The organism is Rhodococcus sp. F64268 (assembly GCF_023015605.1).
In the GTDB taxonomy this organism is placed as follows: domain Bacteria; phylum Actinomycetota; class Actinomycetes; order Mycobacteriales; family Mycobacteriaceae; genus Rhodococcus.
In genome coordinates this window covers 144,521-170,082 of the sequence record NZ_JALKAI010000002.1, presented here as the reverse complement: position 1 = coordinate 170,082, position 25,562 = coordinate 144,521, and the positions used below count along the sequence as shown (strand labels likewise).

The following is a 25,562-nucleotide window of genomic DNA, read 5'->3' as shown; positions in this document are numbered from 1 at the left end:
CGGTCTGCTACCCCCACTCGGGCGAGGCCACCTTCTGCGGGGCACGCTCCCCGGCAGGAGTGGCCGAGTGCCACCTCCGGGGTAGACCGCCCAGAGCACCATGACGCGCCTCCTCCCAGGAGGAGGTAGATGCGGACAAGACCAGTCGGTGGGCCGCCAGTAGACCGGCTGTGCCGAACACGAGGTGCACGACGTTGTGCACAGCGGAAACCTGGAACAATCCGAGCAGATGGGCCTGCGAGGCAGCGCCCACGTGCATGATCGTGCCGTAGTTGGACGTCAACCCGGGAACGAAGCCGAGCGAACCGATCATCAGAAGACCAGGGCAACGGCAAACGCGTAGCCCTGTACCCGTGACCGAGCCGCGAATGCGGGATCGTCGTTGCTCATGGGCGCCTCGAGGATCGATGCACTGAGCCAGTCTGTACCGGTGCAGTCTGCACCGGTGCGTGGTCCGGTACACGCTTGGCGAACCGCGAAACGTGCCGGCCACGGATCTCGGCCGCGCCGAGGACGTTGTTGGACCACGTCGTTACCGGCCGGTGAGTGGACTGGAAGAGCCAAGCGAGATGCACCACCGCGGTCGGCCCGCGGACCAGCTCGTTCATGTCGTCGTGGCCAGCGTCAGCGGTCAACATTCTCGTGCGTGGCGGATTCCAGCCGGTCCGTCGCCAGTGTGCACGACGCTTCGACCGATTCGAGAACTGGATCGACGTGGATTACTCAGCCTGGGAGCGTTTCACCTCCGAGAGGCGCCAGCACTTCGCCCGAGTAGTAGGACGAAAGCAGTCCCGACGCGAAGAACACGTACGAGGGTGCAATCTCGTCCGGCTGAGCGGCGCGTCCATATGGTGCCTGGGTGCCGAAGTCCGCTACCTTGTCCTTGTCCATCGTGGCCGGTATGAGCGGTGTCCATACCGGGCCCGGCGCAACACAGTTCACCCGGATCCCGCGGTCCTGCAACGCCTGCGCCAGCGAGTACGTCAGGGCGGTCACAGCGCCCTTGGTGGCGGAATAGTCGATCAGCGACTTGTTGCCCCGCAGGCCGTTGACCGACCCGGTGTTGATCACCGCGGAACCCGGGGCCAGGTGAGGTACGGCGGCCTTCGTGACGTGGAAGAAACTGTCGATATTGACCGCGAACGTACGCCGCCATTGTTCGGTGGACAGTTCGAGGTAATCGTCGACAGGTTGCTGGTAGGCGACGTTGTTGACGACGATGTCGAGACCGCCCGATTCGGAGACCGTGCGCTCGACCACGTCTCGGCAATGGTCCGGTGACGCGAGGTCGCCTACGTACATGCGGCAGTGCCGCCCCTCGTTCTGCACCAGCGTCGCGGTGTGGGCGGCGTCTTCGCCCTCCTCGAGATACGCGATTGCGACGTCGGCGCCCTCTTTCGCGAAGGCGACGGCCACTGCGCGCCCGATACCGGAATCCCCACCGGTCACCAGCGCCTTCTTTCCGGCCAGTAGATCGCGCCCCCGGTAGGCCCGCATCTCGTCGTGCGGTTGCTCGGCCATGTCAGCGGTATGGCCGGGATATTCGATTGTGTGCGGTGTGTGCTCGCTCATCGGTCTCTCCAGATCTCCATCTCGTACCGCTGGCGGCTGCGACGGCGCCAGTCGGACTCGTGCCGCTCCGGGTACCGCACCTCACCGCCGTTCAAACGACCGGCTTGTTTGGGTGAATACCGATCCGGGCACCTGTAGAGAGCGGGCTTCAGAGTTGTCACAGTCCGACTAGTTCTCACAGGAAGAGGTGTTGAACCGTGCACGCTGAGCGTTTCCGTCGGGTAGTTGACGCTGAGGGACCTTTTGCGTCGGTGTACTTCGACGACAGCCACGTCACCGAGGACGCTGCGAAACAGCGGGAATTGACCTGGCGGTCCCTCCGGGAGTCCCTGGAAGAGGGCGGTGCCCCCGACGGGGTCCTGGCCGCGCTCGAGAAGGCGGTGCTCGACAGTCCGCCGGCGGTCGGCCGAAGCGGTCGAGGCCTGATCGCAGCGTCGGATCACGTGGTCCTCGACGTGCACCTGCTGCGCCCACCCGCGCAGCCGGAAGCGCGCTATTCGGCGATGCCGTACCTCGTGCCCGTGATAGAACATGCGACCGCCACACCGTATTTGCTGGTCGCGGTCGATCATGAAGGCGCAGACATTTCCGTCCGTGACACCGACGGGCATCTCGTCCGTTCCGAAACCGTAGCGCGCGGCGAGTACCCGGTACACAAGGCGTCCAGCGCAGAGACTGCCGGCTACGGGGACCCCCAGCCTGCGGCAGAGGAGGCGGCACGCCGCAACATCGCCGCAGTCGCCGACCGAGTGACCGAACTGGTCGACGATCAGGTCGCCGACCCGGTGTTTGTGATCGGCGAGATCCGTTCGCGATCAGACCTTCTCGATGCTCTTCCCGAACGTGCCCGCGACGTCGCGGTGCCGCTCGAGGGCGGTGCCCGCACCGCTGGAGCCGGTGCCGACGTCGTGGAGGACGAACTCGATACAGAGTTGGCCAACCGACGGCTGGCTGTGATCGACGATGCCGCGGAACGGTTCCGCGCCGAATCGGGCCGAAGCTCGGGGTTGGCCGTCGAGGGGCTCGGCCAGGTGTGCGCCGCACTGCGCGCCGGAAGCGTCGACACGCTGATCGTCGGAGACCTCGGGTCCCGAACGGTGCTGGTGGGGGACGAACCGACCTCTGTGGCCACCGACCCAGATAAGCTCTCCGAATTCGGATCCTCCCAGGCAGTACCGCAGCGTGCAGACGAAGCGTTGCCTGTTGCGGCCATCGCAAACGCATCGGTACTGATCCGCACCGACGAGAGGATCGTCCCGACCGACGGATGCGCAGCACTACTTCGATTCGCGGTCTGAGGAGTCTCTCGTTCATGCCCCTCCTCATAGAGGGCATGAACATGAGCTGGGTTGCCTCGGTGCCGGCCGGTGGGCGGAAAGCGCCGGGTGCGCTGCGCTGGCGACTCCGGTCACCACGCTGCCGTCGGCGCTGTTCTCGGGGACGGCCATTCCAGGGTCCACACCGATTCGGCGCACCGTCTGGGGGCAGGCAGCGGGAGCCGCTGGTCGTGCTGCTGCTGTGATCGACACGCTCGCAAAATAATCCGAAATTCCTGATGAAAGCCACAACTACTGTGGATCGACGAAGACTTTGGACCGTTACCGCTGGCCGATGCCCGCAACATCGGTGCCGCCTGCGGGCATCGGCGGGAATGATTCGACATTGTCGGTATTGCCTCGGATCGGGTCAATCCTCGACTACCACCCGGAATCGCTCCAGTGACGCATCGGTTGCGTCGGGAAGGTTCATCCCGGCGTCCATGCCGCTTCGCAGATAGTCGACGACCGCCTGGTCGAGGCGCTCGCCAGGTACGACGGCGGGTATACCCGGCGGATACGGGGTGATCTGTTCGGCTGCGACCCGTCCGGCAGCGCGATCGCAAGGAACCATTTCTGTCCGACCGAAGAACGCCTCCCGCGGCGGTAACACCGACTCGAGTTCTATTTCCTCGGGGCTCGGTAGATGCATTTGCGGCGGCGGTTCGAACGACTCTGCCGCTCGAACCAACAACTCGAGCGATTCGACCAACCGGTTGGCGGTCGCGTCGTTGTCGGCCATGGACATTGTCGCCAGGATTCGGCGATGATCTGTCATTCCCATATCCACGTGGCAGTGTTCGCGCAGCCAGTCTGCACATTGGTATCCGGAGACTCCGAGTTCGCAGACGTCGATGAGGATCTGCAGTCGATCCAGCTCGTGCGAAGCCTCCTGACCGAGTAGCCGGTCGTCGAGAACGTCGAACCCCTCGATAGCGGAAATCCGGTTCCGCGTGCGCTCGGCCAGGCCGAGCGCACTACCGAGCAACTCGGCGCCGCATTCGACCATCTGGCGCCGCCAGCCGTCCATTGCGGAGTAGATCAGCACGTTGGGACTCGTGGTCGTCAGCAAGTCGGCGCAGGCGGACAGATGCGCGCTGTCGACCAGATCACCTTGCACGTGGTAGACAGAGCCTTGCTCGAAGCCGGCCCCATCTTGTGGACGCTGACAACGCACACGTCGGCGCGGCGTCCATCGCCCAGGTCGGGAGATCGTCGTGAAATGGTAAGTGCGCACCCCATGCCTCATCGATGATCAGCGGTTTTCTCCGTTCATGACATATGTCGGCGATACCCGCGATGTCCGCGCACGTGCCGTAGAGGCTCGGGCTGACGATCAGTGCTCCGGCGGCGTCGGGATGCCGTTCCCACGCCAGCCGTACCTCTTCCGGCGACGGCGGATGAGAGAAATGCAACTCTTCATCCCATCTCGGCGCAATCCATCGCGGGGTGACGCCACTGAAGATCAACCCAGCGACGACTGATTTGTGCGAATCACGGCCCAGCAACAATCCACCGGGGTCGTTGCCGGCAACAGCCATCATTGTGGCCTTGACCGACAGTGAGCTTCCGCAGGTCGAGAAGAAGGCACGCTCGGCTCCGACTGCTTCGGCCATGAGTTGCTCGGCGTGGGACAGGTATCCGTTACCCGATCTCCGGTCGTCGAGTCCACCGGATGCGAGTACGTCCGAACGGAACGAGTCGCCGCCGAGTACCTTCGTGACGCGCGCATCGACACCGCGCCCTTGACGATGCCCAGGCGGAGAAAATCCGTATCGGCCGAGTCGGTGATACTTCTCCAAAGCCGTAAGCAATGGTGTTTCCGCCTGATCCATGCTCTTGGGGCTACCCAGTTCTCTTACCTCGTAATCCCTTGTGTTCCCGCGTGCCCGTGCGGGCGTTCTGCAAGTGCGAATCGGGTTCAGGCGAGCACGGCTGCGGGTACGCGTACAAAGTCATCGCAACGAGAAGAGAATTCCATGCCTACGGGTGACGTCGAAACGTTTCATCTGCACGGTAACTGGCACAACCGGATCGAGGGCTCGGGCGGAGGTGTTTTCGGGACGTTCTCGATGAAGGACGAGGCCGTTCGCGTGGGGCGTGATCAGGCGCACCGACGCCGGGCCGAACACATCATCCGAAACCTCGACGTGATCATTGGTGAGGCAACAGCTACGGAAACGATCCCCGCAACGTGAAGGGCTGACACGCCCGGATCCCCGATCGTCGGTGATTCACTGTCGGGAGACGCCCTGGACGGCGCTACCGGCGTCTGTTGATCTTGCGGCGGGCCACAACGAACGCCACCATCGCGACCAGGGCGGCAATAGCAATGAGTTCCATGCATCCGCGTGTACCCGATTTTTCGTCGGATGAACAGTAGAGCGGGCAGAGTTCACGTGGCGAGGATCAGAGTGCACCCGGTTCAGGCGGATGGTTCGGCCCGGCACGAACGGGGTAACCGGTCCAGGTGCGGGTCGGGGTGTTTCGATTTCGGGAGGACCGGACCGGGCTCACACAGGTCAACCGATTCGGAATCGCCGAGGCGTAGGCGGGTGGGCCGTGCGTAGTCGCTTCGCTGAGAATGTCGATCGTCTCGCCGCGAACCTCGCGGCGATGTGTACCGGTGTGGAATCGATGATGGCGGATGCGTCGCGCGCGTTGATGTCGGCAGACCCGGACCTCGCCGAGCAGGTCATCGCGACCCAGGAAAAATGTGACTCCGCAGCTCGGCATTGGGAGGAGACCGCATTCGCCCTGCTCGCGTTGCAGGCTCCCGTCGCGTCCGATCTGCGGCTGATGACCGGCGGCATGCACATCGCCGCGGACCTCGAACGCATGGGCACGTTGACGACCCACATTGCGGAGGCCGTCCTCCGGCGCCATCCCGCGCACGTGGTCCCCCCGGAGGCACATGACATCCTCGCCGACATGGGCCGGGTCGCTGTCGCGGTTGCCGGCGAGACCCACCGTGTGCTGACGCAGCGAGATCCGGTGCGGGCAGCGGCGCTCGCGCGGGCCGATAGCGAGATGGATGCGTTGCATCGTGCCCTGTTCGAGCGCGTCACTTCCGACCGCTGGGAGCACGGCGTCATGGGGGCAGTGGATGTGACGCTGCTCGGCCGCTTCTACGAGCGGTTCTGTGATCATGCCGTGGCGATCGGTCACCGCGTGGTCTTCCTCGAGACCGGACTTGCCGGTGGGCCCGAGGAAGGCTCTGCCCGGGAGTTGCCCCCGCGTCCTCGATAGAGGGGATGGCGATCAGACCTGCCGGAATTCGAGGAAGGTGAAAGCCTGTCACCTGAGGCGAAATCTCCGGTGACATTCAGATTCATCCCACGGCGAGTGGGTATGCGACAGGCACCGGACCCATCGAACAGAGAGGACCGACATGACTGAACACCACACGGAGACCGGCACGATCACCGGCACGAAAGACAAGGATTACAACCTCATCTGGTTGACCGAAGCCTCGCTGAGCAACGCGCTGCGCATGGAGCAGTATGTCGGTGACGCAGAACGCGACGGCGACACCGAACTTGCGGAGTTCTTCCGGCGTGCCCAGGCGGAATCGCGCAAGGGTGCCGAGCAAGGCAAGGCGCTACTTGCGGCACGGCTCCGGGAGATCGCCTGACCAGGACGTGGTTCGGATTCGGGTCCTGGCCGAGGCCGGGGCCCGATTCCAATGGCCGGGGCGCGATTCGGATGTTGTGGACGGACCATCGAGGGCGACGCAGGGACCCGCGATCGGATCATGCCCGGAAGGTCAACGCGCTGAGATCGATCCCGGACACTTCGAACGGCATCGTCAACATCGTCGCGGTGGCCCAGCCGTGATGCAGTAGTGCGGCGTCGCTCTCTCTGCTCTCGTCGATGGCGACGCTTCGGAAGGTCACCGGCACACTGCGGGTATCGAGACCGTCCTCCTCCATTTCGCCGATTTCTGCTTGCACGGCTCCGAATTCCGCAAGGGGAGCAGTCCGTAGTCCACGCAATTCTGCGAGAGGGATATCCGGGATATTCACGTTGAGTACCTGCCCAGGAGGAGCATGCGCGATGGCCCACCGGACTGCACGAGTCGCGACCGATTCCGCTGTCTCCCACAGGGATGGCGCTGTTCCGTTCAACGACAGCGCGACAGCGCGGGCTCCATGACTCGCGGCGGTCAGCGCGGCGCCCACCGTACCCGAGTGCAGGATGGCATGGCCGGTGTTGGGCCCGAGATTGATGCCTGAGAGCACGATGTCCGGGGGCCGGCCGAATACGCCTTCCGCAGCGAGGAACGAAATCAGCGCGGGGGAGCACTCGACAGAGAAGACTTCGAGATCGGGGAGGCCAGGAAGCTTCCGCCGCGACATCGACAACGTGCCGTCCTCCTGGAGCGCGGACAACGAGGCACTTGCGCCGCTGCGCTCGAGGTGTGGTGCGGCCACGCTCACGTCGAGCCCGGCGTCGACTGCAACTCGTGCCAGCGACGCGAGGCCGGGACTGTCGATGCCGTCGTCGTTGACTATGAGCGCTTTCACCTCTGTGCTCCTTGCATCCGGCGCACCTGGATCTTGTCCGTCATGCGCGCGACCGCCAGACTGTGTCCGGTCGCCAGTCCTCGACGGGTCACATTGACAGCGCCGGCCGCGGCTCCCAGCCTCAATGCTTCGAGGAGGGATTTTCCGGTCGAGAAGGCTGCCGCGAACCCGGCGGTCATGGAGTCGCCGGCACCGTGATGGTCGACGATCTGGACCGGTGGTGTCTCGACCTCCCACACCTCACCCTCGCACAGCGCGATGGCAGGGTCTCCTGCGCGGGAGACGATCACCGTCTCTGCGCCTTCCTCGTGCAGTCGGTGCATGGTGGTGACGAGCTCGCCGATATCGTCCGACTGCGCCCTGCCGTCTTCGATGAGATCTTCGTGGCTGACCTTGAGTACTGTGACACCACCGCTCAGCGCGGCTGTGAGAGCCGATCCCGACAGATCCGCTACGACCGGAATTGCCAGCGCGGTCAGATCGGCGCACAACCGCCGATAGACCTCGGTCGGAACGGCGTGATCGCAATGTGGCCCGCCCAGTATCGCGATGTCGGCGGCCAGTGCAGCAGCAAGCGACGTGCTGAACAGGTCATCCGTCTCGTGCCGTGTGAGAGCAGGTGGAGGAACTTCCACCACCACGGTGCGTGCTCCGCCTCGGCGGTCGTGGACATACGAACCGTTCTCGGATGCCGTCTCCACAGGGTGGACGGTCACGTTCTCGCGGGTCATGAGATCGACAAGGATGCGGCCCGCTTCGCCACCGAACGGCCCACAGAGGTGGACATCCATGCCCAGGATCGCTGCCATCCGCCCGATCCAGAATCCCTGCCCGCCCGCATGGATGTGCAGCTCGTGTCCGTTATCAGGAGCCTCCTCGATAGTTACCGTCAACAACGGTGAGGGGGCGAACACGAAAGCACATCGGGATGCTTCGCGTGGGTCGGAATCGGTCGTACTGTCGGTCAAGGACGCCATGAGTAGTTGGTACCCACACCGGCGTGGCGCCACACCCGTCTCCCGTAGCGTAAGACGCAGGCGAAGGACATTGCTTACGGCCCGGACGGCGGTCCGTGCACTCCGAGACGCTCGAGGAGGCGACGGCATGAACTCCGAAAACGACGCTCCCCGCCACACAGGGCTGGGCACGGTGGATGCAGTTGTCGTCGGTGCCGGTCCCAACGGGCTGACGGCGGCCGCGGTGCTCGCCGATGCGGGCTGGGACGTTGTCGTCCTCGAGGAACAACCGATGCCTGGTGGTGCGGTCCGAAGCGCGGAACTGTTTCCCGGATTCACCACCGACCTGTTCAGTGCGTTCCACCCGCTCGCGACCGTGTCGCCCGCGTTCCGCTCTCTGGATCTCGGATCGTACGGTCTGCGCTGGAGTCGTTCCGCCGCGGCGTTCGGGCACCCCTCGGGGCCAGAAGATGACGATGCCGTGGTGGTGCGACCGGATCCGGACGAGACTGCATCCGACCTCGAACGCCGCTGCGCCGGCGACGGGAAGGCATGGCTGACCTTGGTCGAACAGTGGATGCGGATCCGTGAGCCGTTCCTTCAGGCACTCCTTCGTCCGTTTCCGCCGGTGCGCGGCGTGGCATCCCTGGTTCGCGAATTGGGATCCGGAGAGTCGCTGCGCTTCGCGAGGCTGCTCGCGTTGCCGGTGTTGCGGATGTCCGAGGAACTGTTCGGCGGGGCGTCCGCGCGACTGCTGATGCTCGGCAACGCCATGCATACGGATGTGCCACCGGACGCTCCCGGAAGCGGCGTCATGGGCTACATCTTGACCATGCTTGCGCAGGATGTGGGTTTTCCGGCGCCGACAGGCGGTGCGAGTGCGCTCACCGAAGCGCTCGTGCGGCGCGGGGAGAGTGCGGGTGCTCGCGTCCTGTGCAGACAGAATGTCACCCACATCGAGGTCGAGAAGGGACGCGCGACGGCCGTCCGGACAGCCACCGACGAACGAATCCGAGTTCGTCGCGCGGTGCTCGCGGACGTGTCAGCGCCTGCTCTCTACGGGCAGCTGCTTCCCGCCGACGTCCTCGAAGGCCGGATGCGCTCGGATCTTCGTGGATTCCAATGGGACACGCCCGTGGTGAAAGTGAACTACGCACTCGACCGCCCCATTCCCTGGCGCTCGCAGTCGTTGGCTGGAGCAGGGACGGTTCACGTCGGTGCCGATACGCGCGCCATGGTGCGGTGGGCAGCGGACCTCGAGACGGGTGTGGTGCCTGAGTCGCCGTTCATGCTGGTGGGGCAGATGACAACCGCCGATCCGTCCCGGTCTCCGGTCGGCACCGAAAGCTGCTGGGCCTATACGCATCTTCCCCGGGGCATCGTCGACGACGCTTCGGCCGACCGACTTGCCGAGCGTGTGGACGCCCAGCTCGAGGCGTACGCGCCGGGATTCGGGCACTCGATTCTCGGCCGCACCGTGCAGCGACCGCTCGACCTGCAGGCCGCGGACGCAAATCTGGTCGGAGGTGCTGTGAACGGGGGCACCGCGCAAATCCAGCAGCAACTGTTCTTCCGGCCTCTTCCGGGATTCGGTGGTCCGCGCACACCGGTCGACGGTCTGTTTCTCGCAAGTGCAGGAGCCCACCCGGGAGGGGGCGTGCACGGAATGTGTGGGTGGAATGCTGCGCGGGCCGCGCTCGGGGACGAGAAACCGTCCGGGACGCTGCGACGTGGCTTACACGGCCTGACGCGGCGGATCCTGACGTAGTCGTGACCCACGAATTCCGGCATCGTTGCGGCATGCGGTTTGGATCTCGCCGGCGCTGGGTAACCCTCTCGCACCCCCACGATCCGAGGTGATGACGTCGTGACAGCTCCGCCGATGCTTCTCCGCACGAAAAATGCCCGTGTGTGGCGAATGCCCGGGGTCTACCGGCCACAAGAGGATTCGTTCCTGCTCGCGCAGGCGCTACGAGAGGCAGGTGGAGCCCGTGATGCGCGGGTGCTCGATTTCTGCACCGGCACAGGGTTTCTCGCCGTGACCGCGGCTCAGCTGGGAGCTGCGTCGGTGACAGCGGTCGATATTGCGACGCGTGCTGTACTGACAGCCCGGTTCAACGCCCGCACACGCGGATTGCCCGTGCGTGTGCTGCGTGGCGGTCTGGACGCTGCCGCCCGCACCGGGCCTTTCGACGTCGTACTGTCGAACCCGCCCTACGTACCGCACGGGGGTGGCCGCGCCGATCCGAGATGGGACGCCGGCCCCGACGGTCGGAGCGTTCTCGATCCGTTGTGCGACGAGCTTTCGAACCTTTTGTCGGTCAAGGGTTTCGCCCTGGTAGTCCACTCCGGCTTCAGTGGAGTCGATGAAACCCTCGGGCGGCTGCGCGGCGGGGGGCTGAAAGCAGCAGTCGTTGCTCGGCAGCGAATCCCGTTCGGTCCGGTGCTGCAGAGCAGGGTTGGATACCTCCAGCACGCGCAACTGGCGGACCGGGATACGACGAATGAGGAAGTGGTGGTGATCCGTGCAGACAGAACCCGTTCCCGCGGCACCGTCGACTGCGCCCTCTGTGAAGGATGACGGGGGCCGTGATGTGCGTGAGGTGCGGCTGGTGAAGGGCGGCCCGGCGCTTGTCGAAGGGCCGGTGCGTATCGTGGCGGAGGACGGCACCGTCACCGAATCCGATCGGTTCCTGGTGGCGGTGTGCCGATGTCGACGGAGCGCGTCATATCCGTTGTGCGACACCAGTCATCGTAGAGCGCGGACTCCTCGGCAGTGACGGCACCCGGTATCTCCACGCAGGTATGACATGTACCCGGCGGCGGGGGCGGAGGCGATCATCGCCTCAGCCCCCCGCAGGCAGCTCTGCCGGTTGTCGACACCGAAGGGTGTCAATACCAGTGGGCGCGGCCACCGATGGCTCGGCCGGTGGCCCCCAGCATTGCCAGGATCACCCCGACGACCAGGAGGATCACCCCGATCGTGGTGAGAATGGAGATTCCTGTGAGCCATCCGACCACCAGCAGCACCAATCCCAGAATGATCATCGTGTCACCTCGCTTGTTTTCCGTCGCCGGTCGGCATCGGAGGTGAACTTCAGGTACCCCTTTGCGCCGGTCGCGAAACCGAGGCCGTCGGGACTCTCCCCACATCGTGAAACGATGGCGGCGAGCTGTGCGGAGTGGCAAGGTCGGATATATGCCTACATCTGAGAATCCCGGGGCGAGTGTTCCCGGCGAGTACAGCGTCGACGACGAAGACCAATTGCAGCCTGAGGACACGCTCATCGACCGCGGCCAGGACGACATTCTGGACGAGGGATATTCACCCCCGGAGCGGCCGCTCGCGATGGAACCCCACGACAACCTCGAGTCACGTCTCGAGGAGGAAGTGCCCGACCCTGCGCTCGACGACTCGGAGGACAGCGAACGTGCCGACTATCCGTCTCGGGAAGACGAAGTCGGCGACGAGCGCTCCGGTCGGCTCGTGGCACCCGACGAGGGAGTCGCAGCGGACACAGAAAAAGATCTCATCGGTACCGACGTCGGTGTCGACGGAGGAGCGGCCACCGCAGAGGAAGCGGCTGTACACCGAATCGATGAGGACGACTCGGGCCCCGAGGACTGAGGGGCCGAGTCGTCGTCCCGGTCGGTGGGGCGCGTCGCCGTCAGGCCTGCGCAGCGTGTTCCACGAGAGTTCGGATGGCCTGCGGGTCGTCGTGGTCGACCACGGGGAAACCTGCACCGGGCTCGCCGACCCAATGCAGGGATATGCCCGGATTGTGGACATCGGTACCATCCGGCAGGAAGAAGTGAGGGCTGCCCTGGACCTGCGAGGCGTGCGTTCGGTAGTCACGCATCATCGCTGCCCGGCCAGTACCTGCGTCGAGCGTCTCGGCAAGGACATCGACGTCCACGTGCGGGCATCGTGACGCGATGTCGACGAGTTCGTGATGCAGTGAAATAGTGCGGCTGTCGCGGAAGAATGCCAGCCGGATCTCCATATCGAGTTCTTCCGCGGCTCGCAAAGACTGGAGCTTGGCGGCATGCACGGCCTCGTTCGCCGGCAGCGACGTGCACGGCCACGTCGCAGCGTCCTCTTGCCACGGCTTCCAGCCGAAATCGGGTTCACAGGCACCCAGGACGGGGAACTCCGCGTCCAAATAGCGCTTCGGGACGGGAAACCGGTTGATGTCCTCGAGAGAGAACAGTCGGTGGTCGAGGCGGAGATGCTCCGACAGGCCTGCCGCGTCCCGCTCCCGGATGAAGCGGGCGAGCGCAACGGTGGACCAGCCACACACCACGTCCGTGTAGACGACGACGGTGCCGGGTTCGACAGTGATCACGGGACTCCTCCTTGCGGTGGTGTTGTCGTTCACCGGATGCCCGGGTTCGCCGAGAAGAAACACCCATCGACGTCGCTGAAGTGCGAAGCAGCAGACCAGCGGGATGCGCGGACAGCTTTTTGCTCTGCTGGAGGTTTCGGAGCAGTGCTGTGGAGGGTATGCGGTCGCCGACCTACAACAGCACCCGAGGAGGGGTAATATGTCGAAATCCACGTCGAACTACACCGTGCCGGGCCTCAGCGACAAGGACGGCGCCGGTGTCGCCCGCGTTCTGCAGGAGCGGCTCAGTGCCTACAACGATCTGCACCTGACGTTGAAGCACATTCATTGGAACGTCGTGGGGCCGAACTTCATAGGTGTGCACGAGATGATCGATCCGCAGGTGGAACTCGTACGTGGCTACGCCGACGAGGTGGCCGAGCGTATCGCGGCCTTGGGTGAATCGCCGCTCGGAACGCCCGGTGCTATCACGAAGTACCGGACGTGGGACGACTATTCGGTTGTCCGCGACACCGCACAGGCGCACCTCGCTGCACTCGACCTCGTGTACGACGGTCTCATCACCGACAATCGCAAGGCGATCTCGAAGGTCGGGAAGATCGACCCCATCACCGAGGACGTCCTCATCGGACAGACGGGACAGCTGGAGAAGTTCCAGTGGTTCGTGCGCGCACACCTCGAGAGCGCCTCGGGCACGCTGGCCAACGCGGACGCGCAGACGGAGAAGAATGCTGCGAAGTCGGCGCGCTGAGCGCACCGCGCGGCAGGTGGCCGCTGTGCTGGTCGAACGCGGTCGCATCGATCGGCGCATCCCTCCGTAGACGCCGGAGTTTTGCATCCCTCTCGCTGTGGGTATGCACGCAGGTATGACGAAATCACCCGAAAGCCAGCGACCCACCACGGTCAGCCGCCTCGCGGGCTGGGGCGGATACGCCTGCGTCCTCATCGGGATCGTGATCATCGCGCTGGTACTCGCCGCTGCGGGTGGCGGATTCGAAGGTTGGGTGACAGTGGGGATCATCGCAGGAGTGGTCGTGTTCCTGCTGGGAGCGGTGCTGATCGCCATCAACTTCCGTCGCCGCCGGCTCTAGCGTCATTGCATCGGGTCAAAAGTCCGGAAATGCCGGAGTCTCGAGCGACGACCGACCCTCCGCTCACGCGGTCAGTAGATGTTGCGCAAGGCGACCCTCCAGAAATTCGGTGGCGTGCACCGAATGTGATGTCTGCCAGCACAACTCGGATCCTTCGTGAGCGGATCACCGACCACATCGAAGGGCAGGACCAGTTCATGTACGGCGTCCGTCTCGACAGACACACACACGAGATAGCCGAGATAGTCGTCGCTCAGACCGGCCGCAACCAACAGATCTGTGAACAGCCGAGAGTGCACCCATTCGGCGGCGCCACCGTCGAATCCGCGTTAGTGCAATTCGTACAGCACCTGAGCGCGAGCTGTACGTCTTCGTCGTACGGTTCGCCGGTTACGTGGATCGGCCACGGCCCGATAGCGGCGGGTGCACGTAACGGCGAGATGACCTCGCCGGATATCGGCCCCAGCGGTCTTGGGCAGAGGCGCTGAATGCACGTCACAGGGACGGATCTGCGATGTCATGGATGGCGAGTACCTGTTTCGGCCGGTCTGGAACCGTCGCGCGGATGTCCTTCGTACGTATCGAGGGCAGCGAGGGCGTTCCACAGGCCCTCGGCTGCCACGGTGATCACGGACCACGCACCGGGTAGCGGCTGCTCGCGTCGAACTGTCTTGTCGAACGACGCGAGGCGCGAGCGTGCATCGGGGAGAGCGTTGTCCACCACATGGAGGTAGGGCTTTCGATGGTGGGCGGGATCCCACGTGAGTTGGTCGAACGCGGTCGAGTAAGTCTCGAGCAACTCTGCTCCGTCCTGATGGAGTTGTTCGCGGCCGGGGACAGTCGAACCTTCCACCGAAGCATCGGAGGCGACGATCGTCTCGACTGCAACCTGGATCATCGAGACATGTAGCAGGGACCGGTCGAGGATCGTTGCAACCGGCTGGTATACCTGTGAGCCACCGACCCTGGCCCAGCTCGCGCGGCGGATGTTGCCCCGCAGGCTTTCCCTGCCTTCGTGGAGTGCAGCCCGGGCACCGGTGGATTTGTAGAGCTCCCATACCCATTGCTGCTTCCGGTCACCGTCGTGCTTGCCGTCGCGCAGTCCGTCCGCAAGGTCGGCAAGCAGGACGGACAGCTCATGCGCACGGTGCAGAATGAGGTCGCGGGCAGGGGACAGTCGGTCCGGAGGCAGAACCAAGGCGTTGACCAGGACACCGACGAGCACTCCCAGTGTGACATCGAGGACACGATGGAACACCACGACGGCATCGGTGGCCGTGCCGTACAGCAGGACGAGCAGCGCGGTGATCGCCACCCAGATTCCGTCCGGTGCCAACCATCGGCTGCGGCCCAGGGCAGTACCGACCGCGACTGCAGCAGCCAGTGCCGCGAGCTCGGGCAGCGTGGTCGCGGCCAGCGCCGCCACGAACACACCGAGCACGACGACTGAAACCTGTCGCACAGCGGCGGTGACCGAGCTACGGACCGTGGTACCGATGATGAACAGGGCGGCGTAGGGGGCGAGGAAGGCTTCCGGACTGTTCAGGCCACGATCGGCCAGCAACCACGCGATCAGCACTGCGACAGTGCATTTGACCACCGATATGACGCTGGGGCGGAGCAGGATCCTACGCAGCGGAACTCCTCGACCTTCGGCCCGTAGTCGGCGAGGCACCTCGAATCGCACGTGTGCAGCTGCTTGCTCGTGCTGTCATGACTCCTCAGCGGGGTACGGTTGTGCTCGAAGTGCGCGGGCCAGGTGCGCGGCTGTGCGGGCAGCAGTGGCGTTGGTGGAGGCGACGGCATCGGGTATGCCGGCGAGATCGTTGTAATCACCCGGAGTCATCGCCTCGCCGTTCCAGTAGGTGCAGCCCTGCGCGGGAATGGTGTACCCACAGTCGTCGAGCGCCTGGAACAGGGAGGCAACGATGGCGTGCGCTCCGTCTTCGTTGCCTACGACCGCGGCGATCGCCACCTTGTCGAACAGGGCGGGGCGTCCGCGGTCGTCGGTTTCGGACAGCTCGGCGTCGAGTCGTTCGAGGGCGCGTTTGGCGACGCTGGACATCTGCCCGAGCCAGGTCGGGGTCGAGATCACGAGGATGTCGGCGGCCAGGATGCGCTCGCGGATCTGCGGCCATTGGTCGCCGTCACCCATATCGGCTTCGACTCCGGGCCGGATGTCGAAGTCGACCAGACGTATCTTGTCGCCGGCCACGTCGTGCTTCCGAAGTTCGGTGAGCACCTGCTCGGCGATCAGGTCGCTGCTCGATGGAGCCGGTGACGGTTTGAGCGAGCAGGTCAAGGCGAGTGCGGTCAGGGATGTCATGTGTGGTCGGGTACCCGCCTCGGGTGTTCTCAACCCGGCGGAACTAGACGGAGCTGAGCAAGAACGGTCAAGCACGCTGCGCGTCCACTGCGCGACACTGGGTTCATGACCGGATCCGGGCGCGACCGACTGCGCGAACTGCTCGATGCCGTCCTCGACGAGGACCACACGAACCTCGGTGACATGGCGCGTGGCGCCTTCTCCTCACCGTGGCATTTCAGTCGCCAATTCTCTCTCGGCACAGGGGAATCCCCCGTCGCACTGCGACGAAGAGTGATGCTCGAGCGTGCTGCGTGGCAGTTGCGTGACGGCTACGGCGTGACCGACGCGGCTTTCTCTGCCGGATACAGCTCGGTGGAGGGGTTCAGTCGCGCGTTCTCCCGAGCGTACGGATATCCACCGAGTGCGACCGAGGGTCGTACACTCGCGCCGTCCGGCTACTCGCACTGGCTACCCGCTCCCAACGGAGTCCACTTTCATCCCCCCATGCATCTGTGGGTGGAGGATGACGCCGGCGGATACGGACACCGCGCAGGAACAGGTCAGGTGACTGCGCAGATGGTTCATCATGATCTCGACGACACACGGGCGCTGCTGAACGTCGCGACCGATCTCGACGTGGACGACTACGAACGAGTGAGATTCCCGGGTCTTATGGTGCTCGAATGGGACGGCCCGGAAGAGTCGATCGCACAGGTGCTCGGCAATCTGGTGTGGGCGAAACAGATCTGGCTCGCATCGATGATCGGTGCCGACGAACCCATGCGTTCGGACGGGGACGCGGCCTCATTGTGCAAGCAATTCGAAGTGATCGCGCCGCAGTGGGCGGAAGCCGTACGCGACATCGATCGCCGCAGCGCCTGGAACGATCGCCTCATCGACGCATTGTGTGACCCGCCGGAGAGTTTCATGCTCGGCGGTGTCATCTCGCACGTACTCACATTCTCGGCGCACCGGCGGCAGTTGGTGCGTCACATGCTGCGAACTGCCGGCCGCAGCATCGACAACGGAGACCCGCTCGAATGGCAGCGCGGACTCTCCCCACTCGGTCTCGGCGACGAGACGGAAGGAAGCACGACATGACTCGGATGGTCTTCTTCACCGCAAGCACGCTCGACGGATTCATCGCGACGGAGGATCACAGCCTCGACTGGTTGCTGTCGCGTCACATCGACCACGACGGACCCGGAGGGGGCTCGGCCTTCATGTCCAGGATCGGTGCAGCTGCAATGGGCGCCTCGACGTATCAATGGGTGTTGGACCACGCGGGGGTCGACAAGTGGGAGTACACGTTTCCCTGTTGGGTCTTCACTCACCGAGATGGCATGCCGGTGGCGCAGGGGCCGGACGGGCCGGGCGACATCCGGTTCACGCAGGACGATGTTCGCACGGTCTACGCCGAGATGGCCGAGGCCGCCGGTGATCGTGAGCTGTGGATGATCGGAGGGGGAGACCTGGCGGGTCAGTTCGCCGATCACGGCCTGCTCGACGAGCTGATCGTGTCCCTTGCTCCGGTCACGATCGGCGCGGGTAAGCCGCTGTTGCCGAGGCATGTCGAACTCGAACTGACCGATCTCACCCGCAACGGGGAATTCGCGATCGTGACCTATCGCGTGAAACCGCCTGTCACGCCGGACCGCTGACCTCCGGCGACGACCATCCGACCTTGTGACGGACGCCACTCGGGGGTACCGTCGGGGGCAACCGAAACGCAGTCCTCGGGGAAGGAGACAGGCTATGAAGCTCAATCTCTTCGTCGCGTGGTCGGGATACGCGCTCGCGCTGATCGCAGTGCTCACGATCGCATTCACACTGGTGGCAGCGGGGTCCGGACATACCGCGTTCGCCCTCGCCAGTGGAATTGCGGCAGCCGCGGCCCTCCTCCTCGCATTCGGCATGGTGGCAGGCACCATCCGGCGCGATCATCATCGTCATATCGAGACGCCGCATTTGTTTTGACCGGTCGTCAGGATTCTTCCAGTCGTCGCTTCTCGGCCTCGATGTCGAAGTTCGGTTCCGGCCAATCGAGGTCGAGACCTTCGAACGCGTCGATGAGTAATTCCATGACGGCGATTCGGCTGTACCACTTCCGGTCGCACGGCACGACGTACCACGGAGCGTGCTCGGTGTCGGTCTTGTCGAGCATGTCCTGATAGGCCTGCTGGTACTCGGGCCACAGTGCGCGCTCGTCGACGTCGCTGGGGTTGTACTTCCAGTGTTTGTCTCGACGCTCGAGTCGCTCGGCCAATCGATGCTTCTGTTCGTCGAGGGAGACGAACATCGCGACCTTGACGATGGTGGTGCCGTTGCCCGCGAGGTCGCTCTCGAAGCGGTTGATCTCGTCGTAGCGCCTACGCCAGACGGTCTCGGGTACCAGATTGCGGACGCGGGCGACGAGGACGTCCTCGTAGTGCGATCGGTCGAATACCCCGAGTTGGCCATCCCGGGGGAGAGCCTTGTGGACACGCCACAGGAAGTGGTGACGCTTCTCTTCCGGGGTCGGCACACCGAATGCCTTGTGATCGACGCCCTGGGGGTCGACGTGTCCGATCACGCTACGGACCATTCCGCCCTTGCCCGCGGTGTCCATGCCCTGAAGGATGAGAAGCACCGAACGTTCGTCGCCCAGGCGCCCGTTCGCGAAGAGCATCTCCTGTAGATCGGAGAGCACGGCGCCACGTTCCTCCAGCAGCGTCGTCCCGAGTTCCTTGTCTCCGCTGAAGCCCGGTGTGCCGTTGGTGTCGAGCTCGGCGACCTGGTTGTGTGGTCCCGCGCGTAATACCTCTCGTGCTGGGGTGTGCCATCCGTCGCCGTTGTTTCCCATGGCGACGAGCGTGCCACACGCACGTCGGTTCGGTCCGACTTCAGTACGGTGGTGCAGAGATGCCGTCGATCATGTGGCTTCCCCACAGGTCGATCTCGGTGATGCGTCCGGTGGCCGTGGCCGTTCTGCCGTCGCCGGCCTGGATCCGGAGTGTCACTTCGGTGCCCGGGCCCGAGGGGGTTCCTGGTGTGAGGGCGCCACCGAACTCGCGGAGGCGACCGCGCCACACATGCCGACCCACGATCGGATCGAAGTGCCCGGACAATTCGACCTCGACGGTGGCGTGTTGCTCTCCGACCGTGATGTCGGCCGGTCCCTTGTAGCCGTCGGTCGGTTCGTGCCCGTTCTCATCTCCGTGCGGCGGCGTCGAATCTGGCATGACCCGAGATTACACGTAACTCACAGTAACGTGAATGGCGTCACTATTCTTCGGTCGGGAGCAGCGGGTGCGGCCGCGACTTGAACCGCCCGGGCGATCCCGCGACCTGGGCGATTCCGGTGATCCCACCCCACACCATCATCGTGAGGTAGTCGACGAGGTCTTCGGCCGTCATCGACTTGTTCGAGATCCACCAGTGCGTCGCCAGTTGGATCGCGCCGACGATGCCGTACGCCCACGGCACCGAGCCGCCCGAATCCATCTCGAGCAACCGCAGTCGCTCGCCGAGCACCGCCGACACGAGTTCTGCGATCATTCGCTCGGAATCGGCGACGACGTCGCGGCTCGCCGACGAGCTGTTCGACATGACGTAGAGATAGACCTCGGGATCCTCGGCAACCGTCTCGACATACGTCGCGATCGCGACCCGGGCGAGGTTGTACTCGTCGAGGTCCTCGGATACCGCCGAATAGATGCGCGGCGCGAGAACTGTCTCGACGTACCGCATCATGGTCGCCGTCGTCAGATCGTTCTTGTCGGTGAAGTACCGATACAACACGGTCTTGGAGACACCGATCTCGGCGGCGATCTCGTCCATGCCGATCTCGTGTCCGCGGGTGCGGATGGCCTTGATGGTGCCCTCGACGAGCTCTTCGCGTCGCGCGATCTTGTGGTCGTGCCAACGACGTTTGCGACCGTCCTGCTTCGTGGGCGGGGTGTCGGTCGCGGGGGGTGGGGAAGAAGGCATCTGTTTCGGCACATCCATTCGGTCTCGATCGTCCGCTCAGTCTACGGGCGCGTGCTCATCCGGCGATTCGGTGGTGTGCCCGGTGATGTCTCCGCAGAGTCGATGCCGCCGCGACGCTCGGGGTCCGGTGACGGCGATCGAATTTCGGCACAATGGTCCGGTGCAGTACATGAATCTCGAGGACGACACCAAACGCCGGGATCTCCGCCGGATGAAGACGGTCGCGACAGGCTTTCTGATCGTGGCCGCAGTGGTGTACCTGTTCTGCCGGTGGCAGGAGACCCGGGGTGCCGGTGCGTGGGTCGGCTACGTTCGCGCTGCGTCCGAGGCGGGTATGGTCGGCGCCCTCGCCGACTGGTTCGCTGTGACTGCGCTCTTTCGTCATCCGCTCGGGATTCCCGTCCCGCACACCGCGATCATCAAGCGCAAGAAAGATCAGCTCGGCGCGAGCCTGAGCTCCTTCGTCGGAACCAACTTCCTTGCACCCGATGTGGTGTCGGCGAAGGTCGAATCCGCCCGGATTCCCCTGAGGCTGGGTGGGTGGATGGCGCAGCCGCAGAACGCCGAGCGGGTTGCGAAAGAGACCTCGACGATCCTGCGCGGGGTGGTGGGCATCCTCCGCGAGGACGATATCGCCCAGATCATCGACCACACCATCGTCAAGAGGATTGCCGAGCCCGAGTGGGGGCCGCCCCTCGGCCGCATTCTGGGTGAGCTCCTCGCCGAGGGACGGCAACGTCCGCTGATCGACATGCTCGCAGAACGAGCACATCAGTGGGCGTTGGGCAGTCAGGAAACCATCGACCGCATCATCACGAAGGATTCGCCGGCGTGGTCCCCGAAGTTCGTCGACCTGATGCTGGGCGAGAAGATCCATCGGGAACTGGTCGACTTCACCTGGAAGGTCCGTTCCAACCCTGAGCACGAGGTACGGCTTGCGGTCGAGAGGTTCCTCGTCGACTACGCCCGTGATCTGCAGTACGACCCGGTGACGATCGCCAAGGCAGAGAAACTCAAGGCCGAGATCATGGGCCGCGAAGAGATCACGCAATTGGCTTCGGCGACCTGGAAGGTCGCCAAGCGCATGATCTTGGAGTCGGTGGACGACCCGGACAGCACGCTGCGCAGGAAAGTGGGCGAGAACGTCGAACGTTTCGGTATCCGGCTGCGCGAGGACACCGATCTGCGCGGCAAGGTCGACGGATGGCTGCTCGCCGGTGTTCGCTTCGTTGCCGCAAACTATGCCGACGAGATCACCTCGGTGATCAGGGAGACCGTCGAACGCTGGGATGCGGAGGAGGCGAGTCGCAAGATCGAGCTCGCGGTAGGGCGCGATCTGCAGTTCATCCGTATCAACGGCACCGTTGTGGGGGCGCTCGCCGGGCTCGCCATCTACACGGTCTCCGAGCTGCTGTTCGCATGATCTGCATCACGTGCTAGCAGAGCGCTTGCTGTAGTTAGCACCTCTGCGTACGCTGGGCGCCATGTCCACGATTCGAGATTCGGCCGCGTCGGCCGGGGACGACCAGGACGGGAACGCGGGGTCCACCGAGAATGCGGGGCCTACCGATATCGCTGCACGTGTGGTCAACCACGCCGCCCAGGACATCGGAGGCTTCATCCGCTCACAACGTGAGGCCGCCCAGGTGTCACTGCGACAGCTGTCGCAGCTGGCCGGGGTGAGCAACCCGTACCTCAGTCAGATCGAACGTGGGCTGCGCAAACCGTCCGCGGAAGTGCTTGCACAGATCGCGAAGGGACTGCGGTTGTCGGCCGAAGTTCTCTACGTGAGAGCGGGAATTCTCGAGGAGCGACCTCACAGCGCGGTGCGCGACGCGCTGCTTGCCGACGCCGCTCTGTCGGAGCGGCAGAAGCAGGTCCTGCTCGACATCTACGACTCGTTCTGTCGCGAGAACGAGTCGGTACCGCCGGAATCGGCGCCCGGGAGCGTCACCGCCCGTGTGGTTCCAGCAGATCGCGCGAATCCCACAGACTTAGACGAGGAGAATTGACATGACCGATCCCAACGCTGCACTCCGTACATCCCTCTACGCAGCGGTCGGTGCCGGCGACGCCGTCGTCCAGGCTGTTGCCGATGTCGTGGCCCAGGTGCGCGAGCGCGCCGAGAACACCCAGACCGATGTGAACGGCCGCGTCGAGACGGCCCGCGAGCGCATCGCGTCGGTCCCGGCAGATCTGACCGAGACCATCGAGTCGCTGCGGGCCCGGCTGAGCGAACTGCCTTCGGAACTTCCCGAGGAAATCGCCGACCTCCGCGAACGATTCAGCAGCGAGGAGCTGCGCAGGGTCGCCGAGGCATACCTCAAGGTCGCTTCCGACCTCTACTCTGCATTCGCCGAGCGGGGCGAAGAGACCATCGAACGCCTGCGTCAGCAGCCGGCCGTCGAAGAGCGCCTCGGTCGCGCCGAGGCCGCCTTCGGCGACGTCGTCGATCTCACCGAAGAAGCTCTGGGCACCGTCGCTCGGCAGACGCGCGTGGTCGGCGAACAGGCCGCGAAGTTCGCAGGACTCACTGCGGACCGCATCTCCGACACGGCCGCCGAGGTCGGCACCGTGATCGCCGATGCGGGCGATGACGCTGCCCTTCGCGTCCTCGAGCTCGGCGAACAGGCCGAGGAGGCGAGCGGCGGAGCGGCTACGCGCGTCGAGTCCGTCAAGGACGATGTGGACGAGGCAGCGGAGGCGGTGCTGGAGAAGTCGGAGGCTGTGGAGAAGCCGGAGACGGTGGCTACGAAGCCTGCCGCGAAGTCGGCCCCGGCCAAGACCGCGGCGAAGGCGCCGGCGAAGAAGGCCCCGGCCAAGGCGGCACCTGCCAAGACGGCCCCGGCCAAGACTGCGGCGAAGGCGCCCGCCAAGACGGCTGCGCCTCGCAAGACCACCGGCAACTGACTGCAGTAATTCGGTCCGGACCGGGTCGACCTGGATCGGCTCTCGCGCACGAAGTTGCGCGGGAGCCGATTCTCGTAGACTGGGTCTTGTGCCCAATGTCGATTCCCTCGCCGGTCTGATCATGCTCGCTCTACAGGTCCTCGCGCTTGTAGGGGCCGGCTTCGCCTTGTTCCATGCAGTTCGTCAACCCGCCGAGGCGTTTCCTGCGGTTGACAAGCTCACCAAACCCGTATGGCTCGGAATTCTCGTGGCCGCGTTGATAGTCCTGCTGCTCTTCGGGGCCGTCGGGATGCTCGGCATCATCGCCGTGGTTGCGGTCTGCGTATACCTGGTCGATGTCCGCCCGCGCGTGGAAGAGGTGCAGAAGCCGCGCTGGTAGCGCCCGGCTGCCTCGATCGGCGATCGTCCGACCCTACCTCTTGACAAGTGTGATTCAGATAATGACACTTCGAGTAACGGATATTATTCGAGACGAGGTGGTTCGCGATGTCCATCACTCGAACCAACGGGTCGATCGAGAGTGCGCCCGGTCGGGTACGCGGGTCGTCCGCAACCGACGGTAAGCAGGGCACAGCACAACGACTCCTCGACTCAGCGGCACGCAAGTCGTACGACCCCGCATTCGAGATCGACTGGGACGCTCCGATCCCGGGCGACAAATACGGGATGACTCCCGAATGGTCCAGTCTCTACGGCACGGACCTGTGGGAGCGGATGTCGGAGCAGCAACGGATCGTTCTCACCACGCACGAAGCAGCGAGTATCGCCGGAACGGGCATCTGGTTCGAGATGATCCTCATGCAGATGCTCATCCGAGACCTCTACCAGCAGGATCCTTCCAGCGCGTACGTCCAGTTCGGTCTCACCGAGATCGCCGACGAGTGCCGTCACTCCATCATGTTCGCGCGTTCGGCGCAGCGACTAGGTGTGCCGTCCTACCGCCCGAAGCGGTGGATCCGCGTGAGCGGACGGGGCTTCAAGGCCGTCGCGTCGGGTGCGCTTGCATTCGGTGCAACGCTGTTCGCCGAGGAAATCCTGGACATGATGCAGCGCGACTTCATGCGCGACGAACGGGTGCAGCCACTCACCCGCACGGTCAGCCATATTCACGTCGTCGAAGAATCGCGGCACATTCGGTACGCGCGCGAGGAAACCGAACGCAGGATGCGCACGGCCACGCGAGCCCAGCGCGCGTACGTCCGCATGCATCTGGGCGTATCGGGCTACTTGATCGTGACGAACCTGATCAACGACCAGGTATACGCGGCGGCAGGCCTGGACATCGCCGAGGCGAAGGCCGCCGCACGCGCAAACACGCACTACCACGACAAACTGCGGCAGGGGACGCGACGCACGGTCGAGTTCCTCGACTCGGTGGGCCTGATCGGCGGTCCGTCGGCGCACCTGCTTCGCAAGGCGCACGTGCTGTGATCCGTGTGCCCACCCGACGCTGACCCGACCACACCGACAATCGATCACCGGGACCACCCGGACGCGCACGCAGGAGAACATACGTGAACAAGCCCACCCGTCGTCAGACAATGCTGCTTGCGGCAGGCGCGAGTGCGCTCGCCGGTGTCGTGGCGGGCGTCGTCGCCGCGCGTCGCTCCCGCTCCACCGTGGTGCGGACAACGGATGTCGCTCCCCACGCACTGCTCTCCACCCCGAGTATGGAAGCCGAGCAGATCGAGGTCCGGACGGACGACGGTGCGCTGCTCCACGTGCTCGCCTACGGCGATCCGGGCGCACAACCGCTGGTGTTCAGTCACGGGTGGACGTGCAGCGGAATGTACTGGGCCCCGCAGATCAACGCATTCGCCGACCGATACCGAGTTGTCGTCTACGACCAGCGCGGACACGGCTCGAGTGAGGCAGGCACACGCCCACTCGGACCGGACGTCCTGGCCGACGATCTCGCTGCGGTCCTCGACGCGGTGGTCCCGGCCGGCCGCAAAGCGGTGCTTGCCGGGCACAGCATGGGCGGAATGAGCATCATCGCGTGGGCCGAGCGGTTCCCCGAGCAGGTCTCGGAGAAGGCCGCGGGTGTGCTTCTGGCCAGTACCGGGATGGACAACCTCGTCGCGCACGCCACTCTGATCGCGCTCCCCGAACGGTTCCCGCGGGTGCCGGTGAGGGTGGCACGCCCGCTGCTGGGTGCACAGCTGCCGCTGGTGGAGTCGAAGTTCACGACTCGAGCCCTCAAATACGTGGCACTCTCACCGTCGGCGAGTGCGGCAGAGGTCGACTTCTGCGAGAAGATCGTGCTCGGGTGCCCTCCGCGCACGCGAGGCGGCTGGGGCTTCGCCCTGAGCACCCTCGATATCCACGAAGGCCTGGAGAATCTGAACGTTCCCACGACGGTACTCGTCGGCACCGCCGACCGGCTCACACCTCCGGTGCATGCGCGACGGCTCGCGGCCGGCCTGGAGGAGGCCGGAAATCTCGAGCGCCTGGTCGTGCTGGACGGCATCGGCCACATGAGTTCCGTCGAAGCCATCGACGCGTTCGACGATGAAGTGCTGCACCTCGTCGAGCGCGCCGGAGCCGTGGTCTCCTAGACCGGACGAC

At 64.7% G+C, this 25,562-nt stretch carries 30 protein-coding genes and 1 pseudogene; 19 read left to right on the top strand and 12 right to left on the bottom strand.

Features of this window, described 5'->3' with window-relative positions:
* Window positions 1-7: 7 nt before the first annotated feature.
* Window positions 8-313, bottom strand: coding sequence for a DUF4383 domain-containing protein (locus MWU77_RS05275; protein ID WP_247273115.1), 306 nt, complete (start codon window positions 311-313; stop codon window positions 8-10).
* 410 nt (window positions 314-723) lie between these two features.
* On the bottom strand, window positions 724-1,572 hold the full coding sequence (locus MWU77_RS05270; protein WP_169690113.1) for an SDR family oxidoreductase: 849 nt from the start codon (window positions 1,570-1,572) through the stop codon (window positions 724-726).
* A gap of 197 nt (window positions 1,573-1,769) precedes the next feature.
* On the opposite strand from MWU77_RS05270, the gene MWU77_RS05265 reads away from it, so the two are divergent.
* Complete coding sequence (locus MWU77_RS05265) at window positions 1,770-2,870, top strand: hypothetical protein (protein ID WP_247273114.1); 1,101 nt, start codon at window positions 1,770-1,772, stop codon at window positions 2,868-2,870.
* Between the two features lie 388 nt (window positions 2,871-3,258).
* Here MWU77_RS05265 and MWU77_RS05260 read toward each other — a convergent pair.
* Window positions 3,259-4,723 (bottom strand): annotated as a pseudogene (locus MWU77_RS05260) (aminotransferase class I/II-fold pyridoxal phosphate-dependent enzyme).
* A gap of 144 nt (window positions 4,724-4,867) precedes the next feature.
* Between MWU77_RS05260 and MWU77_RS05255 the strand changes: the two are divergent.
* The 3 genes from MWU77_RS05255 to MWU77_RS05245 all read left to right on the top strand — a co-directional run bounded on the left by MWU77_RS05255 (window position 4,868) and on the right by MWU77_RS05245 (window position 6,522).
* Window positions 4,868-5,086, top strand: a complete 219-nt coding sequence (locus MWU77_RS05255; RefSeq protein ID WP_247273113.1) for a DUF2188 domain-containing protein — start codon at window positions 4,868-4,870, stop codon at window positions 5,084-5,086.
* Between the two features lie 364 nt (window positions 5,087-5,450).
* Entirely contained in the window at window positions 5,451-6,137 is a 687-nt protein-coding gene (gene phoU, locus MWU77_RS05250; protein WP_247273112.1) for a phosphate signaling complex protein PhoU, read from the top strand.
* A gap of 142 nt (window positions 6,138-6,279) precedes the next feature.
* Entirely contained in the window at window positions 6,280-6,522 is a 243-nt protein-coding gene (locus MWU77_RS05245) for a hypothetical protein (protein WP_169690110.1), read from the top strand.
* A 118-nt stretch (window positions 6,523-6,640) separates the two neighbouring features.
* Here MWU77_RS05245 and surE read toward each other — a convergent pair whose 3' ends face one another.
* Window positions 6,641-7,414, bottom strand: coding sequence for a 5'/3'-nucleotidase SurE (gene surE / locus MWU77_RS05240; protein WP_247273111.1), 774 nt, complete (start codon window positions 7,412-7,414; stop codon window positions 6,641-6,643).
* The gene (locus tag MWU77_RS05235; RefSeq protein ID WP_247273110.1) at window positions 7,411-8,328 is read right to left on the bottom strand and encodes a PfkB family carbohydrate kinase; all 918 of its coding nucleotides are present in this window, start codon (window positions 8,326-8,328) and stop codon (window positions 7,411-7,413) included. The genes surE and MWU77_RS05235 overlap by 4 nt, the downstream gene beginning before the upstream one ends.
* Before the next feature lie 190 nt (window positions 8,329-8,518).
* On the opposite strand from MWU77_RS05235, the gene MWU77_RS05230 reads away from it, so the two are divergent.
* The 3 genes from MWU77_RS05230 (at window position 8,519) to MWU77_RS05220 (ending at window position 11,150) form a co-directional block, all read left to right on the top strand.
* Window positions 8,519-10,138, top strand: a complete 1,620-nt coding sequence (locus MWU77_RS05230; RefSeq protein WP_247273109.1) for an NAD(P)/FAD-dependent oxidoreductase — start codon at window positions 8,519-8,521, stop codon at window positions 10,136-10,138.
* A 150-nt stretch (window positions 10,139-10,288) separates the two neighbouring features.
* Window positions 10,289-10,951 (top strand): HemK2/MTQ2 family protein methyltransferase, encoded by a 663-nt coding sequence (locus MWU77_RS05225; protein ID WP_247273427.1) that lies wholly within the window; start codon window positions 10,289-10,291, stop codon window positions 10,949-10,951.
* On the top strand, window positions 10,941-11,150 hold the full coding sequence (locus MWU77_RS05220) for a CDGSH iron-sulfur domain-containing protein (protein WP_169690106.1): 210 nt from the start codon (window positions 10,941-10,943) through the stop codon (window positions 11,148-11,150). The genes MWU77_RS05225 and MWU77_RS05220 overlap by 11 nt, the downstream gene beginning before the upstream one ends.
* Window positions 11,151-11,262: 112 nt before the next feature.
* Here the strand turns inward: MWU77_RS05220 and MWU77_RS05215 are convergent, their stop codons facing one another.
* Window positions 11,263-11,418, bottom strand: coding sequence for a DUF6131 family protein (locus MWU77_RS05215; RefSeq protein WP_247273108.1), 156 nt, complete (start codon window positions 11,416-11,418; stop codon window positions 11,263-11,265).
* Between the two features lie 151 nt (window positions 11,419-11,569).
* On the opposite strand from MWU77_RS05215, the gene MWU77_RS05210 reads away from it, so the two are divergent.
* Window positions 11,570-11,998: a DUF5709 domain-containing protein gene (locus MWU77_RS05210; RefSeq protein ID WP_169690104.1), complete on the top strand. Its 429-nt coding sequence runs from the start codon at window positions 11,570-11,572 to the stop codon at window positions 11,996-11,998.
* 40 nt (window positions 11,999-12,038) lie between these two features.
* Here MWU77_RS05210 and MWU77_RS05205 read toward each other — a convergent pair whose 3' ends face one another.
* The gene (locus MWU77_RS05205; RefSeq protein WP_247273107.1) at window positions 12,039-12,716 is read right to left on the bottom strand and encodes a DsbA family protein; all 678 of its coding nucleotides are present in this window, start codon (window positions 12,714-12,716) and stop codon (window positions 12,039-12,041) included.
* Window positions 12,717-12,915: 199 nt separating this feature from the next.
* Here MWU77_RS05205 and MWU77_RS05200 point away from each other — a divergent pair, with 199 nt between their 5' ends.
* Both MWU77_RS05200 and MWU77_RS05195 read left to right on the top strand, forming a co-directional pair.
* Window positions 12,916-13,467, top strand: coding sequence for a Dps family protein (locus tag MWU77_RS05200; RefSeq protein WP_169690103.1), 552 nt, complete (start codon window positions 12,916-12,918; stop codon window positions 13,465-13,467).
* 115 nt (window positions 13,468-13,582) lie between these two features.
* Window positions 13,583-13,807 carry a hypothetical protein gene (locus MWU77_RS05195; RefSeq protein WP_169690102.1) on the top strand — a complete coding sequence of 75 codons (225 nt, stop codon included), beginning with the start codon at window positions 13,583-13,585 and terminating at the stop codon, window positions 13,805-13,807.
* A 517-nt stretch (window positions 13,808-14,324) separates the two neighbouring features.
* On the opposite strand, the gene MWU77_RS05190 is transcribed toward MWU77_RS05195, so the two are convergent.
* The gene (locus MWU77_RS05190; RefSeq protein WP_169690101.1) at window positions 14,325-15,407 is read right to left on the bottom strand and encodes an aromatic acid exporter family protein; all 1,083 of its coding nucleotides are present in this window, start codon (window positions 15,405-15,407) and stop codon (window positions 14,325-14,327) included.
* A gap of 111 nt (window positions 15,408-15,518) precedes the next feature.
* On the bottom strand, window positions 15,519-16,133 hold the full coding sequence (locus MWU77_RS05185) for a flavodoxin family protein (protein WP_169690100.1): 615 nt from the start codon (window positions 16,131-16,133) through the stop codon (window positions 15,519-15,521).
* A gap of 105 nt (window positions 16,134-16,238) precedes the next feature.
* On the opposite strand from MWU77_RS05185, the gene MWU77_RS05180 reads away from it, so the two are divergent.
* The 3 genes from MWU77_RS05180 (at window position 16,239) to MWU77_RS05170 (ending at window position 18,092) form a co-directional block, all read left to right on the top strand.
* Window positions 16,239-17,216 carry a helix-turn-helix domain-containing protein gene (locus tag MWU77_RS05180; RefSeq protein ID WP_169690099.1) on the top strand — a complete coding sequence of 326 codons (978 nt, stop codon included), beginning with the start codon at window positions 16,239-16,241 and terminating at the stop codon, window positions 17,214-17,216.
* The gene (locus tag MWU77_RS05175; protein ID WP_247273106.1) at window positions 17,213-17,776 is read left to right on the top strand and encodes a dihydrofolate reductase family protein; all 564 of its coding nucleotides are present in this window, start codon (window positions 17,213-17,215) and stop codon (window positions 17,774-17,776) included. The genes MWU77_RS05180 and MWU77_RS05175 overlap by 4 nt, the downstream gene beginning before the upstream one ends.
* 94 nt (window positions 17,777-17,870) lie before the next feature.
* A complete protein-coding gene (locus tag MWU77_RS05170; RefSeq protein ID WP_169690097.1) occupies window positions 17,871-18,092 on the top strand; it encodes a hypothetical protein in 222 nt (73 codons plus the stop codon).
* Window positions 18,093-18,099: 7 nt separating this feature from the next.
* On the opposite strand, the gene MWU77_RS05165 is transcribed toward MWU77_RS05170, so the two are convergent.
* From MWU77_RS05165 to MWU77_RS05155, 3 genes are read right to left on the bottom strand one after another with little or no spacing between them, the layout of a single operon-like run.
* Entirely contained in the window at window positions 18,100-18,957 is an 858-nt protein-coding gene (locus MWU77_RS05165; RefSeq protein ID WP_247273105.1) for a polyphosphate kinase 2 family protein, read from the bottom strand.
* A 40-nt stretch (window positions 18,958-18,997) separates the two neighbouring features.
* Window positions 18,998-19,336 (bottom strand): DUF4873 domain-containing protein, encoded by a 339-nt coding sequence (locus tag MWU77_RS05160; RefSeq protein WP_247273104.1) that lies wholly within the window; start codon window positions 19,334-19,336, stop codon window positions 18,998-19,000.
* 43 nt (window positions 19,337-19,379) lie between these two features.
* Window positions 19,380-20,084, bottom strand: coding sequence for a TetR/AcrR family transcriptional regulator (locus MWU77_RS05155; RefSeq protein ID WP_240959900.1), 705 nt, complete (start codon window positions 20,082-20,084; stop codon window positions 19,380-19,382).
* A 169-nt stretch (window positions 20,085-20,253) separates the two neighbouring features.
* Here MWU77_RS05155 and MWU77_RS05150 point away from each other — a divergent pair, with 169 nt between their 5' ends.
* The 6 genes from MWU77_RS05150 (at window position 20,254) to MWU77_RS05125 (ending at window position 25,552) form a co-directional block, all read left to right on the top strand.
* The gene (locus MWU77_RS05150; protein ID WP_206040407.1) at window positions 20,254-21,507 is read left to right on the top strand and encodes a DUF445 domain-containing protein; all 1,254 of its coding nucleotides are present in this window, start codon (window positions 20,254-20,256) and stop codon (window positions 21,505-21,507) included.
* Between the two features lie 61 nt (window positions 21,508-21,568).
* Window positions 21,569-22,096, top strand: coding sequence for a helix-turn-helix domain-containing protein (locus tag MWU77_RS05145; protein ID WP_247273103.1), 528 nt, complete (start codon window positions 21,569-21,571; stop codon window positions 22,094-22,096).
* Between the two features lies 1 nt (window position 22,097).
* The gene (locus MWU77_RS05140) at window positions 22,098-22,994 is read left to right on the top strand and encodes a heparin-binding hemagglutinin (protein ID WP_169690091.1); all 897 of its coding nucleotides are present in this window, start codon (window positions 22,098-22,100) and stop codon (window positions 22,992-22,994) included.
* Between the two features lie 88 nt (window positions 22,995-23,082).
* On the top strand, window positions 23,083-23,373 hold the full coding sequence (locus MWU77_RS05135) for a DUF2516 family protein (protein WP_169690090.1): 291 nt from the start codon (window positions 23,083-23,085) through the stop codon (window positions 23,371-23,373).
* A 107-nt stretch (window positions 23,374-23,480) separates the two neighbouring features.
* A complete protein-coding gene (locus tag MWU77_RS05130) occupies window positions 23,481-24,425 on the top strand; it encodes a diiron oxygenase (RefSeq protein ID WP_169690089.1) in 945 nt (314 codons plus the stop codon).
* Window positions 24,426-24,508: 83 nt separating this feature from the next.
* Window positions 24,509-25,552, top strand: coding sequence for an alpha/beta fold hydrolase (locus tag MWU77_RS05125; RefSeq protein WP_374229812.1), 1,044 nt, complete (start codon window positions 24,509-24,511; stop codon window positions 25,550-25,552).
* Window positions 25,553-25,562: the final 10 nt, after the last annotated feature.